The 13471-nt window shown below is 72.1% G+C and carries 15 protein-coding genes and 1 riboswitch; of the genes, 9 read left to right on the top strand and 6 right to left on the bottom strand.

Annotation, left to right across the window (positions count from 1 at the left end; translation table 11 throughout):
• Positions 1–156: 156 nt before the first annotated feature.
• Complete coding sequence (locus IO33_RS0119290) at positions 157–1509, top strand: class II 3-deoxy-7-phosphoheptulonate synthase (protein WP_031166570.1); 1353 nt, start codon at positions 157–159, stop codon at positions 1507–1509.
• Positions 1510–1649: 140 nt separating this feature from the next.
• Positions 1650–1898, top strand: coding sequence for a (2Fe-2S)-binding protein (locus IO33_RS0119285; protein WP_031166568.1), 249 nt, complete (start codon positions 1650–1652; stop codon positions 1896–1898).
• Positions 1899–1900: 2 nt separating this feature from the next.
• Here the strand turns inward: IO33_RS0119285 and bfr are convergent, their stop codons facing one another.
• A complete protein-coding gene (bfr, locus tag IO33_RS0119280) occupies positions 1901–2380 on the bottom strand; it encodes a bacterioferritin (RefSeq protein WP_031166566.1) in 480 nt (159 codons plus the stop codon).
• 176 nt (positions 2381–2556) lie between these two features.
• Between bfr and IO33_RS0119275 the strand changes: the two genes are divergently transcribed.
• Positions 2557–3189 (top strand): sulfite oxidase-like oxidoreductase, encoded by a 633-nt coding sequence (locus tag IO33_RS0119275; RefSeq protein ID WP_031166563.1) that lies wholly within the window; start codon positions 2557–2559, stop codon positions 3187–3189.
• 21 nt (positions 3190–3210) lie between these two features.
• On the opposite strand, the gene IO33_RS0119270 is transcribed toward IO33_RS0119275, so the two are convergent.
• The 5 genes from IO33_RS0119270 to thiO all read right to left on the bottom strand — a co-directional run bounded on the left by IO33_RS0119270 (position 3211) and on the right by thiO (position 8381).
• On the bottom strand, positions 3211–4092 hold the full coding sequence (locus IO33_RS0119270) for a deoxyribonuclease IV (protein ID WP_031166561.1): 882 nt from the start codon (positions 4090–4092) through the stop codon (positions 3211–3213).
• Between the two features lie 92 nt (positions 4093–4184).
• Positions 4185–6092: a Stk1 family PASTA domain-containing Ser/Thr kinase gene (gene pknB, locus IO33_RS0119265; protein WP_031166559.1), complete on the bottom strand. Its 1908-nt coding sequence runs from the start codon at positions 6090–6092 to the stop codon at positions 4185–4187.
• Between the two features lie 106 nt (positions 6093–6198).
• Positions 6199–6993 carry a thiazole synthase gene (locus IO33_RS0119260; RefSeq protein ID WP_031166557.1) on the bottom strand — a complete coding sequence of 265 codons (795 nt, stop codon included), beginning with the start codon at positions 6991–6993 and terminating at the stop codon, positions 6199–6201.
• A gap of 3 nt (positions 6994–6996) precedes the next feature.
• Positions 6997–7197, bottom strand: a complete 201-nt coding sequence (gene thiS / locus IO33_RS0119255) for a sulfur carrier protein ThiS (RefSeq protein ID WP_037685687.1) — start codon at positions 7195–7197, stop codon at positions 6997–6999.
• A 2-nt stretch (positions 7198–7199) separates the two neighbouring features.
• Positions 7200–8381: a glycine oxidase ThiO gene (thiO, locus tag IO33_RS0119250; RefSeq protein WP_031166553.1), complete on the bottom strand. Its 1182-nt coding sequence runs from the start codon at positions 8379–8381 to the stop codon at positions 7200–7202.
• Positions 8379–8490: riboswitch (TPP riboswitch) on the bottom strand. (Overlaps the previous gene by 3 nt.)
• Before the next feature lie 53 nt (positions 8491–8543).
• On the opposite strand from thiO, the gene IO33_RS0119245 reads away from it, so the two are divergent.
• The 6 genes from IO33_RS0119245 (at position 8544) to IO33_RS0119220 (ending at position 13453) form a co-directional block, all read left to right on the top strand.
• Positions 8544–8894, top strand: coding sequence for an avidin-fold protein (locus IO33_RS0119245; RefSeq protein ID WP_031166551.1), 351 nt, complete (start codon positions 8544–8546; stop codon positions 8892–8894).
• Between the two features lie 32 nt (positions 8895–8926).
• The gene (locus tag IO33_RS0119240; protein ID WP_031166549.1) at positions 8927–10159 is read left to right on the top strand and encodes an NAD(P)/FAD-dependent oxidoreductase; all 1233 of its coding nucleotides are present in this window, start codon (positions 8927–8929) and stop codon (positions 10157–10159) included.
• Between the two features lie 164 nt (positions 10160–10323).
• Positions 10324–10689 carry an Rv2175c family DNA-binding protein gene (locus IO33_RS0119235; protein WP_031166547.1) on the top strand — a complete coding sequence of 122 codons (366 nt, stop codon included), beginning with the start codon at positions 10324–10326 and terminating at the stop codon, positions 10687–10689.
• A gap of 93 nt (positions 10690–10782) precedes the next feature.
• Positions 10783–11430, top strand: a complete 648-nt coding sequence (gene thiE, locus IO33_RS0119230) for a thiamine phosphate synthase (protein WP_031166545.1) — start codon at positions 10783–10785, stop codon at positions 11428–11430.
• Between the two features lie 110 nt (positions 11431–11540).
• Complete coding sequence (gene metF / locus IO33_RS0119225; RefSeq protein ID WP_051926856.1) at positions 11541–12464, top strand: methylenetetrahydrofolate reductase [NAD(P)H]; 924 nt, start codon at positions 11541–11543, stop codon at positions 12462–12464.
• A gap of 56 nt (positions 12465–12520) precedes the next feature.
• Positions 12521–13453, top strand: coding sequence for an SCO2102 family sporulation regulator (locus IO33_RS0119220; protein WP_031166539.1), 933 nt, complete (start codon positions 12521–12523; stop codon positions 13451–13453).
• Positions 13454–13471 lie beyond the last annotated feature (18 nt).

Raw genomic sequence — 13471 nt, 5'->3', positions numbered from 1 at the left:
CCAGTTCCGGGTCTGGTTCCGGGTCGAAAGCGCGAACATGGCAGGCACCCTACCGCACGTGTCCCGGGAAGGGGCGCTGTCCACGGGACAACCTTCGCGTCTCACCCTTCGAGCCAGAAGAGGGGGCACGCGACACGACCCCGTAATGTTTACGAGGTGACCGTGAACGCTAAGACCAGCGCGAGCGCTGGCAACACCTGGCGAGACCTGCCCGCGGCGCAGCAGCCCGAGTACCCCGACCCCGAGGCTCTGCGCGCAGTGATCGCGGACCTCGAGTCGTATCCGCCGCTCGTCTTCGCGGGCGAGTGCGACCAGCTGCGCGCCCGGATGGCGGCCGTCGCCAAGGGAGAGGCGTTCCTCCTCCAGGGCGGCGACTGCGCCGAGGCCTTCGACGCGGTGTCCGCCGACCACATCCGCAACAAGCTCAAGACGCTGCTCCAGATGGGTGCCGTCCTGACCTACGCGGCCTCCGTGCCCGTGGTGAAGGTCGGCCGTATCGCCGGGCAGTACTCCAAGCCCCGCTCCAAGCCGACCGAGACCCGCGACGGCGTGACGCTGCCGACCTACCGCGGCGACTCCGTCAACGGCTTCGACTTCACCGAGGCCGCCCGCGTCCCGGACCCCGAGCGCCTGAAGCGGATGTACCACGCCTCCGCCTCCACGCTCAACCTGGTGCGCGCCTTCACCACCGGCGGTTACGCGGACCTGCGCCAGGTGCACGCCTGGAACCAGGACTTCGTGAAGACGTCGCCCTCGGGCCAGCGCTACGAGCAGCTCGCGCGGGAGATCGACAACGCGCTGAACTTCATGCGGGCCTGCGGTGCCGAGCCGGAGGAGTTCAAGACCGTCGAGTTCTTCTCCTCGCACGAGGCGCTGCTGCTGGACTACGAGTCCGCCCTGACCCGGGTCGACTCCCGCACCGGCAAGCTGTACGACGTCTCCGGGCACATGGTGTGGATCGGTGAGCGCACCCGGCAGCTGGACGGCGCGCACATCGAGTTCGCGTCGCGGATCCGCAACCCGATCGGCATCAAGCTCGGCCCGACGACGACGGCCGAGGACGCGCTGCAGTACATCGAGCGCCTCGACCCCGACCGCGAGCCGGGCCGGCTGACCTTCATCGTCCGGATGGGCGCCGACAAGGTCCGCGACCGGCTGCCCGAGCTGGTGGAGAAGGTCACGGCGTCCGGCGCGACGGTGGCCTGGGTGACCGACCCGATGCACGGCAACACCTTCGAGGCGGCCTCCGGGCACAAGACCCGCCGCTTCGACGACGTGCTCGACGAGGTCAAGGGCTTCTTCGAGGTCCACAAGGCGCTGGGCACCCACCCGGGCGGCATCCATGTGGAGCTGACCGGCGACGACGTCACCGAGTGCGTGGGCGGCGGCGACGAGATCTTCGTCGACGACCTGCACCAGCGCTACGAGACGGCCTGCGACCCGCGGCTGAACCGCAGCCAGTCGCTGGACCTGGCGTTCCTCGTCGCGGAGATGTACCGGGACCAGTGAGCATCCGAAGGGGCGCGGATCACACAGGATCCGCGCTCCTCCTCCTTTCGCGGACCCCGGGGGATGGGTAAGGTTAGGTTTGCCTCACCGGAAAACGGGATGGCAGTAGACAGAGTGATCCCGTCGGGAGGTGAGTCCGCGTGTACGTCTGCAGCTGCTTCGGCATCACCGAGGCCCAGGTCAAGAAGCACGCGGAGGACGGTGCCTGCACCCCCCGCCAGATAGCCTCCGCCTGCAAGGCGGGCACGGACTGCGGCTCGTGCGTCCGCCGGATCCAGGCCCTTCTCGGCCGGGGCGCCTGCCCGCGCCGTGAGCTGGCCGACCAGGGCCGGCCGATGCTGGCGGAGATCCCCGCGGGCGGCCCCGCCGGCCTTCCCGAAGCGGCCTAGCCTCAGCTCTCCGGCTGCTCGATCACCTGGGCGATGTAGAGCGCCTCGCCGAGCTTGTCCAGCAGCTCCAGCTGGGTGTCGAGGTAGTCGATGTGGTGCTCCTCGTCGGCGAGGATGTCCTCGAAGATGTTCGCCGACGTGATGTCCCCCTTCTCGCGCATCACCTTGATGCCCCGCCGGAGCCGGTCGATCGCCTCGACCTCGATCTGCCGGTCGGCCTCGAACATCTCCCGCACCGTCTGTCCGACCCGGACGTGGAAGAGCCGCTGGTAGTTGGGCAGCCCCTCCAGGAACAGGATCCGGTCGGTGAGCACCTCCGCGTGCTTCATCTCGTCGAACGACTCGTGCCGTGTGTACTTGGCGAGCTTCGTCCAGCCGAAGTTCTCCTGCATCTTCGCGTGCAGGAAGTACTGGTTGATCGCGGTCAGCTCGCCGGTGAGCTGCTCGTTGAGGAACTCGATGACCTCGGGGTCGCCCTGCATCGCAGCGGCTCCTTCCACACGGGGTAACGGGGGAGGTGTGCGGCGGCATGATTGCACCGGCAGGGAAGATCGTCCAGTAAGTGTGCACTTAGTAAGTGCGTCCTGGGTTGGTAGTGCTTGTCCGTTTCATCGGGGGGTGGTCAAGGGCACTGCCCCAGGTCTGTCAGGATGGATACATGGGTCATCCGGTGGAGCGCGAGTCTGGAGCAGCGGCAGGGTCCGAGCTTCCGCCGGGTCAGCGGCTCCAGCGCGGCTGGCCGGTCACGCACTACGGGCCCGTCCCGAAGTTCCGGCCCGAGCGCTGGGAGTTCCGGGTCTTCGGCGCCACCGCCGACGGCGACAAGCACACCTGGAACCACGAGGAGTTCACGGCCCTGCCGTACACCACCGTGGTGGCCGATCTGCACTGCGTGACGAAGTTCAGCATGACCGGCGCGGAGTGGGGCGGCATCCCGGCCCGCGCGATCCTGGACCTGGCCCCGCCGGCGCCCGACGTCACCCATGTGATGGTGTGGGCGGAGTACGGCTTCAGCTCCAACCTGCGCCTGTCGGACTTCACCGGCGACCGCACCATCTTCGCCACCCACAAGGACGGCGAGCTGCTCACCGCCGAGCACGGCTTCCCGGTCCGGCTGATCGTGCCCCACCTGTACGCCTGGAAGGGCCCCAAGTGGGTCCGCGGCGTGGAGTACATGACCGCCGACCGCCGTGGCTTCTGGGAGGAACGCGGCTACCACAACATCGGCGACCCCTGGAAGGAACAGCGCTACTCCTACCAGGAGGGACCGGGCGACGGCCCGGAGCTGTGAGTCCCGCGCCCCCGGACGGGCTCAGCCGGCCCTGAGCTTCTTCAGCCGCTCCACGTCCGCCGCGTGCCCCTGCTTGCCGCCCGGTGTCTCGATGACCAGCGGTACCCCCTCGGTCGCCGGGTGCGTCATCAGCTCCCGGAACGGGTCCTCGCCGATGTGACCGGCGCCGATGTTCTCGTGGCGGTCCTTGTGCGCGCCCGCCACGTCCTTGGAGTCGTTCGCGTGGATCAGCTTCAGCCGCCCCGCGCCGACGGTGTCCACCAGCAGGTCCAGCGTCCGGTGCATCCCGCCCGGCCCGGCCAGGTCGTGCCCGGCGGCGAAGATGTGGCAGGTGTCCAGGCACACGCCCAGCTTCGGATGGGCGTCCAGCGCCTCGAAGTACGGTCCGAAGTCCCAGGTGCGGGAACACAGCGACGCGCCCTGCCCCGCCGTCGACTCCAGCAGCAGGAACGGATCGTCGTCGTGGGTCAGCTCGTCCAGCAGCGGAAGCATGTGCTCGCGCACCTGCTTCAGCGCCACGTCCCGGGCCCGCCCGCCGGTCGCGCTGCCGGTGTGCACGACCACACCCAGTGCGCCGATCGCCCGGCCGCGGCGCAGCGAGTGCCGGAGCGATTCCACCGACCGCTCCACGGTCGCCTCGGTGTGCGAGCCGAAGTTGATCAGATAGGGGGCGTGCACATACGCCGGCACCGACTGCTCGGCGCACGCCTCACGGAACGCCTCGTCCTGCCGGGGGTTCCCGGCGGGGGTGGCCCAGCCGCGCGGATTGGCCACGAAGACCTGCACGGTCTCCGCCGCCAGCTCACGGGCGTACGTCATCCCCACGGAGTGCAGGCCGCCGGCCACCGGGACGTGACCGCCGACGGGATTGCGCGGCAGGGAGCGAGAAACAGATGAGGTCATGACCTGTCCAGCATGCCAGTACGGGTGGGGAAGGCCCCGGTCAGGGTACGACCGGACCGGCGCACCCGGCGCGAGGCCGCTCGTGCGCCCGGTCAGCGGATGGTGATCGTGACGGTCGACCCCTTGGGCGCCGTGTCGCCGCCCTTCACGGACTGCTCCTTCACGGTGTCGCCGAACAGCCCGAGCAGCCCGCGGTCGTCCTCCACCTTGAAGCCGGCGCCCTCCAGCGCCTTGTGGGCGTCGTCCACGCTGTCGCCGACCACGTCGGGCACCTCGACCATCTCCGGGCCCTTGGACAGCGTCAGTGTCACCGTGTCGCCCTCGGCGGCCTGGCTGCCGTCGCCCGGGCTCTGCCGCGCCACCTTGCCCTTGTCGACGTCGGAGTTGACCTGCTCCGGGGCGATCACGACCTTCAGCCCGGCGTCCGTCAGCTCCTGCCTGGCGTCGTCGGGGTCGTCACCGGTGACGTCCGGCACATCGATCGGGCTGCCCTTGCTGACGGTCAGCGCGATCGCCGAACCCGCGTGCCGCCTGGTGCCCGCCTTCGGCGTCGTGGCGATCACGGAACCCTTGCCGACGTCCTCGCTGAACGCCCGGGTGACCATGCCCGGCTCCAGCCCGTCCGCCTTCAGCCGCGCCCGCGCCTCGGCCAGCGTGCGGCCCGCGACATCCGGCACGTTCACCGTTTCCGGGCCCAGCGAGACGGTCAGCGTCACCGCGTCGTGGTCGCGGATCCGGGCGCCGGGCGCCGGGTCGGTGCCTATGACCGTGCCGCGCTTGACGGTGTCGTTGTACGCGCGCTTGACCTGCCCCACCTTCAGCCCGGCCGCGTCGAGCCGGTCCCGCGCCTGCGCCTCGGTCTTCGCCAGCAGCGGCGGGACCTTCGTGAACTGGCCGGAGTTGATGTACCAGATCCCGGCGCCCACGCCGAACACCGCCAGCACGGCGGCGACCACGGCCAGCACCAGGCGCCTGGGCCGGCGCGGCGGCACCGGCGGTGCCTGCAGCCGGCTGGTGTGCTGGACGGGGGGCTCGTCCCCGTTCACGGGCAGCGGCCGGGGCACGGTCAGCGAGCGCGGGATCACGCTCGTACGGTCCTCGGCGTTGTCGTGTTCCGCGGCGCGCGCCTGCGGCGGCACCGTGTCCAGCTGTTCCTCGCTCAGCCCCCGGCGCGCCTCGCGCACCTGGGCGAGCAGCGCCACGGCGTCGTGCGGCCGGATGTCCGGGGTGCGCGCGGCCGCCGACGCGACCAGCTCGTCCAGCGGGTACGGCAGGCCCGGGACCAGCGCCGAGGGCGGCGGCACGTCCTCGTGGATGTGCTGGTAGAGGACCTGGGCCGGGGAGTCGCCGGAGTGGGGTTTGGCACCGGTCAGCATCTCGTAGAGCACGACACCGCAGGCGTAGACGTCGACCCGCGGGTCGGCGGTGCCCTGCTCTATCTGCTCGGGCGCGAGGTACGACACGGTCCCGAGGACGGCGCCGGTGGTGCTGGTCACCGTGTCCACAGACCGCACCAGCCCGAAGTCGGCGACCTTGACCCGGCCGTCGTCCCCTATCAGCACGTTCTCGGGCTTCATGTCCCGGTGCACGAACCCGGCCCGGTGCGCGGCGCCCAGCGCGGCCAGTACCGGCTCCAGGATGTCCAGCGCGGCCCGCGGTCGCAGCGCGCCCCGCTCCCGCAGCACGTCGCGCAGGGTGCACCCGGCGATGTACTCCATCGCCAGGTACACGTACGACCCGTCGGTCCCCTGGTCGAAGACCTGCACCACGTTCGGGTGCGCCAGCCGGGCGACGGACTTCGCCTCCCGGATGAACCGCTCCACGAACGATCCGTCGGACGCGAGCGTCGGGTGCATCACCTTCAGCGCGAGAACGCGGTCGAGACGGGTGTCCAGGGCCCGGTAGACCGTGGCCATCCCGCCGGCCGCGATCCGTGCGTCGACGCGGTAGCGGCCGTCGAGCACCTGCCCGACGAGGGGGTCCTGAAGGGTCGTATCCACGAGAGGGGAGTCTACGAGGAGCGACCGGTACTTCCCCGGCCGAGACCGCTTTCCCGCAGGCACTGAAGCCGACCTGTGACGCTTCCCGCACCCCTGCGGCACCGGCTCAGAACGCGGGACGCTCGGGATCCAGCACGGCCAGTCCCTCCGCAGGAGACGACGCCTCGGCGAAGTGCCTGCGCGGGATCCGCCCGGCCAGCCGGGCCAGCCGGCCGCCCTCCACCGCGTGCCGCATCGCGGCGGCCATCAGCTCCGGCTCCTGCGCCCGCGTCACCGCGGACGCCAGCATCACCCCGGCGCACCCCAGCTCCATGGCCAGCGCCGCGTCCGACGCCGTACCGGCCCCCGCGTCCAGAATCACCGGCACCCGCGCGTGCTCGACGATCAGCTGGAAGTTGTGGGGGTTGCGGATCCCGAGTCCGGAGCCGATCGGCGACCCCAGCGGCATCACCGCCGCACACCCGGCGTCCTCCAGCTTCCGGGCCAGCACCGGATCGTCGTTGGTGTACGGCAGCACCGTGAATCCGTCGTCGACCAGCGTCTCCGCCGCCTCCAGCAGCTCCACCGGATCCGGCAGCAGCGTCCGCTCGTCGGCGATGACCTCCAGCTTGATCAGATCCGTGCCCAGCGCCTCCCGCGCCAGCCGCGCGGTCAGCACGGCCTCGCCCGCGGTGAAACAGCCCGCCGTGTTCGGCAGCACCCGGATGCCCAGCTTCTGCAGCACCGACAGCACCGAGCCGTGCACGGACGGGTCCACCCGCCGCATGGCCACCGTCGTCAGCTCCGTACCGGAGGCGACCAGTGCCCGCTCCAGCACGTCGAGGCTGGGCGCACCCCCCGTACCCATGATCAGCCGCGAGGAGAAGGTCGTCCCTCCGAGGACGAAGGAATCGTCGGCCATGACTCAGCCTCCCTGGACCGCGGTGAGGACTTCCACCCGGTCGCCCTCGGCCAGTGCCGTGGCGGCCCACTGCGCGCGCGGGACGACGGTCTCGTTGACCGCGGCGGCCACCCCGGCCGGCGCCGCGACCAGCGACCGTACGACGATGTCGAGAGCCGTGCCCGGGACGATCTCCCGGCGCTCTCCGTTGACGGAGATCGAGATGCTCATGCGGGCTGCTCCATGAGGAGGGCGGCACCGAAGCGCCGCGGTGTGAACGGGCGGGCCTCTTCCGGAAGTTCGCCGTCGGCGAGCAGCCGGGCCAGCACATCGCCGGTGACCGGGGTGAGCAGCACCCCGTTACGGTAGTGCCCGGTGGCCAGCACCAGCCCGTCGAGCCCGGACGGACCGAGCAGCGGCGCGTTGTCGGGGGACCCGGGGCGCAGTCCGGCCCGGGTCTCGGTGAGCGGCAGTTCGGTGATGCCCGGCACCAGCTCATGGGCGTCGCGCAGCAGCTCGTACACGCCGCCCGCGGTGACCGTGGTGTCCCAGCCCAGCTCCTCGCTGGTGGCGCCGACGACCAGTTCGCCGTTCTCGCGGGGCACGAGATAGACGTGGCTGCCGCGGACGACGGCCCGCACGGTCCGGCTGAGGAACGGCGCGTACCGGCGGGGCACCGTCAGCCGCAGCACCTGGCCCTTCACCGGACGCACCGGCGGCAGCAGCGCCCGGGGCACGCCCGCGAGCCGCCCGCTCATGCTGCCGGCCGCGAGGACGACCTGGTCGGCGCGCAGTTCGGTGCCGTCCGCCGTGGTGACCCCCGCGGCCCGGTCCCGCACCACGTCCAGCCGCTCGGCCCACGCCCGGTGGAACACCACGCCGGACCGCTCGCACGCGGCCACCAGGGCCGCCGCCAGCCGGCGCGGGTCGATCTGGTGGTCGCCGTCGACCCGCAGCCCCCCGCGCACCCCGGGCGCCAGCATCGGCTCCAGGCGCCGGCACTCCCGCCCGGACAGCCACTCCGACTCCAGGCCCGAGCGCCGCTGCAGGGCGTGCAGCTCGCGCAGATCGGCACGGTCGTCGGCGTCGAGCGCGACCGCCAGGGTGCCGCAGCGGCGGTAGCCGAGGTCATGGCCGGTCAGCTCGGTCAGCTCGGCCGCGAAGTCCGGGTAGCGGCGCGCCGATTCCAGGTTCAGGGCGAGCAGCCGCTCCTCGCCGTAGTGCAGTTCGGTGACCGCGGCCAGCATCCCGGCCGCCACCCGCGCGGCCCCGCCGCCGGGCTCGGGGTCCACCACGGCCGTGGTCAGCCCGCGCTGCGCCGCGCGCCAGGCCGTGACCAGGCCGATGAGTCCGCCCCCGATGACCAGGACGTCAAACGTGTCGGATGTGTCGGACGTACGTGACGACATGGGCGTCCAGCCCCTCCCTTCGCCGGCATGACCCGGATCAGGTTCGTACGGTCGGAGGCCGCCAGCCTCCCTCTCAGCCCGGTGCGTCCGGGCTCCCGCGAGTGCTTGTACGGTGGCCACCCTAGCCCGCCGCACTCGTCACCCGTAAGGGAGCCCCTGCCCATGCCCCGGTCGCTCGACGGACTGACCCTCGCCCCCGTGGCGGACCAAGCCCCAGGTCAGGTGGGCACTCACACCCGGTTCGCGTACCACGAGAAGGACGGCGAGATCTGGGCCGAGTACGCGGGCGGCGATGTCGTGCGCGGCCACCTGGTCGGCACCCGGGAGGGGGACCGGCTGGACTTCCGCTACGTCCAGCTGCGGACCGACGGGACGACCGCCTCCGGGCACTGTGTGTCCACGGTCGTCGAGCTGCCGGACGGGCGCGTGCGGCTGGAGGAGACGTGGGAGTGGGAGTCCCGGGCGGGCTCCGGCACGAGTGTTGTGGAACAGGTCACGGAGCACGCCCGCTGACTGACGTTCCGTCACGTGTCTATGGTGATCGAGTGAGCGAGCAGACAGCACAAGAGGGCACGTCACAGGGGCGGCGCGTGGTCGTCGTGGGTGCCGGCATGGCCGGGGTGCAGACCGCGGTCGCCCTGCGCGAACAGGGCTTCAGGGGCACCGTCACCCTCATCGGCGCCGAACCCCACCAGCCGTACGACCGGCCGCCGCTGTCGAAGGCCGTGCTGCTCGGCAAGGCCGAGGACTCCGCCTTCGACGTGGACTTCGAATCGCTCGGCGTCGAGCTGCGGCTCGGCTGCGAGGTGCTGGGCGTGCGCCCCGCCGCGCACGAGCTGGACACCGAGGCGGGCCCGGTCCCGTACGACGTCCTGGTCCTCGCCACCGGCGCCGAACCGATCACCCTGCCCGGCACCGAGGGCGTGCCCGGCGTGCACCTGCTGCGCACCCTGGACGACGCCGAACGGCTGCGGCCGGTGCTCGCCCGGCAGCACGAGATCGTGGTCGTGGGCGCCGGCTGGATCGGCGCCGAGTTCGCCACCGCCGCCCGCGAGGCCGGCTGCGCGGTGACCGTCGTGGAGGCCGCCGACCGGCCGCTCGCCGGCGCCCTGCCCGCCGAGGCCACCGCCCCCATGACCGCCTGGTACGCCGACGCGGGCGCGGAACTGCGCACCCACGCGCGCGTGGAGCGCGTCGAGCCCGGCGCCGTCCTCCTCACGGACGGCGCCCGGCTGCCCGCGGGCGCCGTCGTCGTCGGCATCGGCGCCCGCCCCGCCACCGCCTGGCTGGCCGGCTCCGGCATCGAGCTGGGCCCGCACGGGGACGTCCTCGCCGACGACCGTCTGCGCACCTCCGCGGAGGACGTGTACGCCGTCGGCGACTGCGCCTCCTTCCCCTCCGCCCGCTACGGCGAACGGCTGCTCGTCCACCACTGGGACAACGCCCTGCAGGGCCCCCGCACGGTCGCGGCGAACATCCTCGGCGAGACCCCGGCGGTCTACGACCCGGTGCCGTACTTCTGGTCCGAGCAGTTCGGCCGCTTCGTCCAGTACGCCGGCCACCACTCCGGCGCCGACCGCATGGTGTGGCGCGGCGACCCGCAGGGCCCGGCCTGGTCGGTGTGCTGGCTCCGGGAGGACCGCCTGGTGGCCCTGCTGGCGGTGGGCCGACCGCGTGATCTGGCCCAGGGCCGCCGCCTGATCGAGGCGGGCCGCACCATGGACACGCAGGCCCTGGCGGATCCGGCAAAGCCCCTGAAGGACGCCACGTCCGGCTGATCGGCGCCCTGGGCGGCGGCCTGCCCGAGGGGCGCGGGGCCGTCCCGGCGTACGGATCCGCCGCGCGGGCGCGAGCCACCACGACGGACCCGTGGCCGACCGGCGACACAACCCGGCGCCGACGACATCGCGAGCGCACCGGCGGAGCGCCTACGCTAGAGGCCGTGACCGAGATTGACGCAAAAATCGATGCTCTCGTGCCCGCCTGGCTCACCCTCCCCGACATCGCCGAACAGTTCGGCGTCGAGGTGACGCGCGTGCGGCAGCTGGTCAAGGACGGCCAGCTCATCGCCGTACGCCGGGGTGAGAACCGCGCGCTGCACGTCCCCGCCGCCTTCATCGACGGGGACAAGGTCGTCAAGGGCCTGTCCGGCACCTTGACGCTCCTGCGGGACGACGGCTTCACGGTCGAAGAGATGATCGAGTGGCTCTTCACCCCCGACCCGACCCTGCCGGGCACCCCCGCGCAGGCCCTGAGCGAGAATCGCGGCACGGAGGTGAAGCGCCGGGCCCAGGCGCTCGCCGTCTGAGCCGACCTGCACCACGCGCGGTGGCGTGCGGGCCGCACCGACCCGTACGCCACGCGCGCCTGCCGCCCGCCCACCCACCAGGGGGACCCACGTATGTCCGACACCGCCCGCGCCGCGCTCACCGGCGCCCGTCTGTACCTCTGCACGGACGCGCGCACACGCCAGGGCGACCTGCCCGAGTTCCTGGACGCGGTGCTGGCCGGCGGTGTCGACATCGTGCAGCTGCGCGACAAGGGCATGGAGGCCGCCGAGGAGCTCGCGCACCTGGAGGTCTTCGCCGACGCCTGCGCCCGGCACGGCAAGCTCCTCGCGGTCAACGACCGCGCGGACGTCGCGCACGCCGCCCGCGCCGGCGTGCTGCACCTCGGCCAGGACGACCTGCCGGTGCCCGCGGCCCGCGCCATCCTCGGCGACGGGGTGCTGATCGGCCGCTCCACGCACGCCGAGTCCGAGGCCGCGGCGGCCGCCGTGCAGGACGGCGTGGACTACTTCTGCACCGGCCCCTGCTGGCCCACCCCCACCAAGCCCGGCCGCCACGCCCCCGGCCTCGGCCTGGTCCGGTACACCGCCGGCCTGCGCACCGACCGCCCCTGGTTCGCGATCGGCGGCATCGACCTCTCGAACCTCGACGAGGTGCTGGACGCGGGCGCCCGCCGGGTGGTCGTCGTCCGCGCGATCACCGAGGCCGACGACCCGGGAGCCGCCGCCGCGGAGTTCGCGAAGCGGCTGCGGCAGGCCTAGAGACGCCCTCTGTCCACGTTCCTGTCCAAGGGGTGGACAGGAGAGCGACAATTCGGGCAAATTTCCGGCATTCGGTTGGGGGACCGTCCACCCCTGGCTAACCTGCCCGTATGGCCCTCGGAACCGCATCCACCAGGACTGATCGCGCACGCACCGTGCGCGAGATCCTCGCCACCGGCAAGACGACGTACTCGTTCGAGTTCTCGGCACCGAAGACCCCCAAGGGCGAGCGGAACCTGTGGAGCGCGCTCCGGCGGGTCGAGGCGGTCGCGCCCGACTTCGTCTCCGTGACCTACGGCGCCGGGGGTTCCACCCGCGCCGGCACGGTCAAGGAGACCCAGCAGATCGTCGCGGACACCACGCTCACGCCGGTCGCCCACCTCACCGCGGTCGACCACTCCATCGCCGAGCTGCGCAACATCATCGGCCAGTACGCGGACGCCGGGATCCGCAACATGCTCGCCGTCCGCGGCGACCCGCCCGGCGACCCCATGGGCGAGTGGGTCCCGCACCCGCGGGGCCTGACCTACGCCGCCGAGCTCGTCCGGCTCATCAAGGAGTCGGGCGACTTCTGCGTGGGCGTCGCCGCGTTCCCCGAGATGCACCCCCGTTCCACGGAGTGGGACGCCGATGTCGCCCACTTCGTGGACAAGTGCCGTGCGGGCGCGGACTACGCCATCACACAGATGTTCTTCCAGCCGGAGTCGTATCTCAGGCTGCGCGACCGCGTGGCGGCGGCGGGCTGTGACACCCCGGTGATCCCGGAAGTCCTGCCGGTCACCAGCGTGAAGATGCTGGAACGGTTGCCCAGACTCAGCAACGCGTACTTTCCGGACGCCCTGAAAGAGCGGATCCTCACAGCGAAGGACGATCCGGCGGCGGTACGCTCCATCGGTATCGACTTCGCCACGGAGTTCTGCGCTCGGCTGCTCGCCGAGGGAGTGCCCGGACTGCACTTCATCACGCTCAACAACTCCACGGCGACCCTGGAAATCTACGAGAACCTGGGCCTGCACCACCCCCCGCAGGCCTAGACCGGCCGCACCGCCGTACGACACACTGCGTAGCGGTCACTGGGAGAGGGGCGTACATGGGCTGGACGGTCCTCTACATCGCGTTCGGCATCGTCGCACTGTGGTTGCTGGGCGAGGTGCTGCTGCAGTACAAGGCACGCCTGCGCTGGCGGCTGCTCGCGTTCGCGGGCTTCCTCGGCGTCGTGGTCGGCGTCCTGATGCCGTCCGTGATCGTGATCGGCGTCGGCGCGATCGCCTTCGCGCTCGGCCAGACCTACGTCACGCTCTCCTTCCGCCGCGGTTTCGCCGCGGGCTGGGCGGTCAAGCGCCCCGACGCCGAGACCGGCGGCGGCAGCAAGCGCCGCCGCGGCAGGACGGACCGGCACGACCCGGAGCCGGAGGCCCCCGACCTGGAGCCCGGCGGCCCGGACGACGACCCCGGCCGGGCCGGCTACCAGCAGGGCCACGGCGACTACGACGACTACGACCGCGACGACGTCTTCACCCCGGCCCGACCCGCCGACCCCACCGCCGCCGAGAGCACCGCCGTCTACGAGCCGCAGCCGCTCCCCGAGGACACCGGCTCCTACGGCGTCTACGGCGACCCCGCCCACGTTGGCGCCCCCCAGGCCCAGGGCGCGGAGCAGCAGAACTACGCCTACGACTACTCGGGCTACGGCCAGCAGGGCTACGGCTACGACGCCACCGGCCAGCAGGCCTACGCCAACTACTCCGACCCGTACATCGGCAGCCAGTCCTACGGGGGCGCCCCGTACGACGCCGGCTACTCCGGGCAGTACGGCCAGCAGGGCTACGCCCAGGACCCGTACGCCGGCGGCGGCTACGGCGAGACCCCGGCGGGCGGTGTGTGGGTGCCGCAGCAGCGCACCGACGAGACCTACGGCGGCGAACTCCCGCAGGAGCAGCCCTACCCGTACCAGGGCCAGCCGCAGGGCCACGCACCGCAGGCACAGCCCGGCACCGGGTACGACGAGCAGTACCGTTTCTGAGACCCGGCCCGTGCCGTT

Origin of the sequence: Streptomyces durhamensis (assembly GCF_000725475.1) — a bacterium.
Lineage (GTDB): Bacteria > Actinomycetota > Actinomycetes > Streptomycetales > Streptomycetaceae > Streptomyces > Streptomyces filipinensis.
The sequence above is the reverse complement of the archived record's forward strand: the minus strand, read 5'-3'. Positions and strand labels throughout refer to the sequence as shown.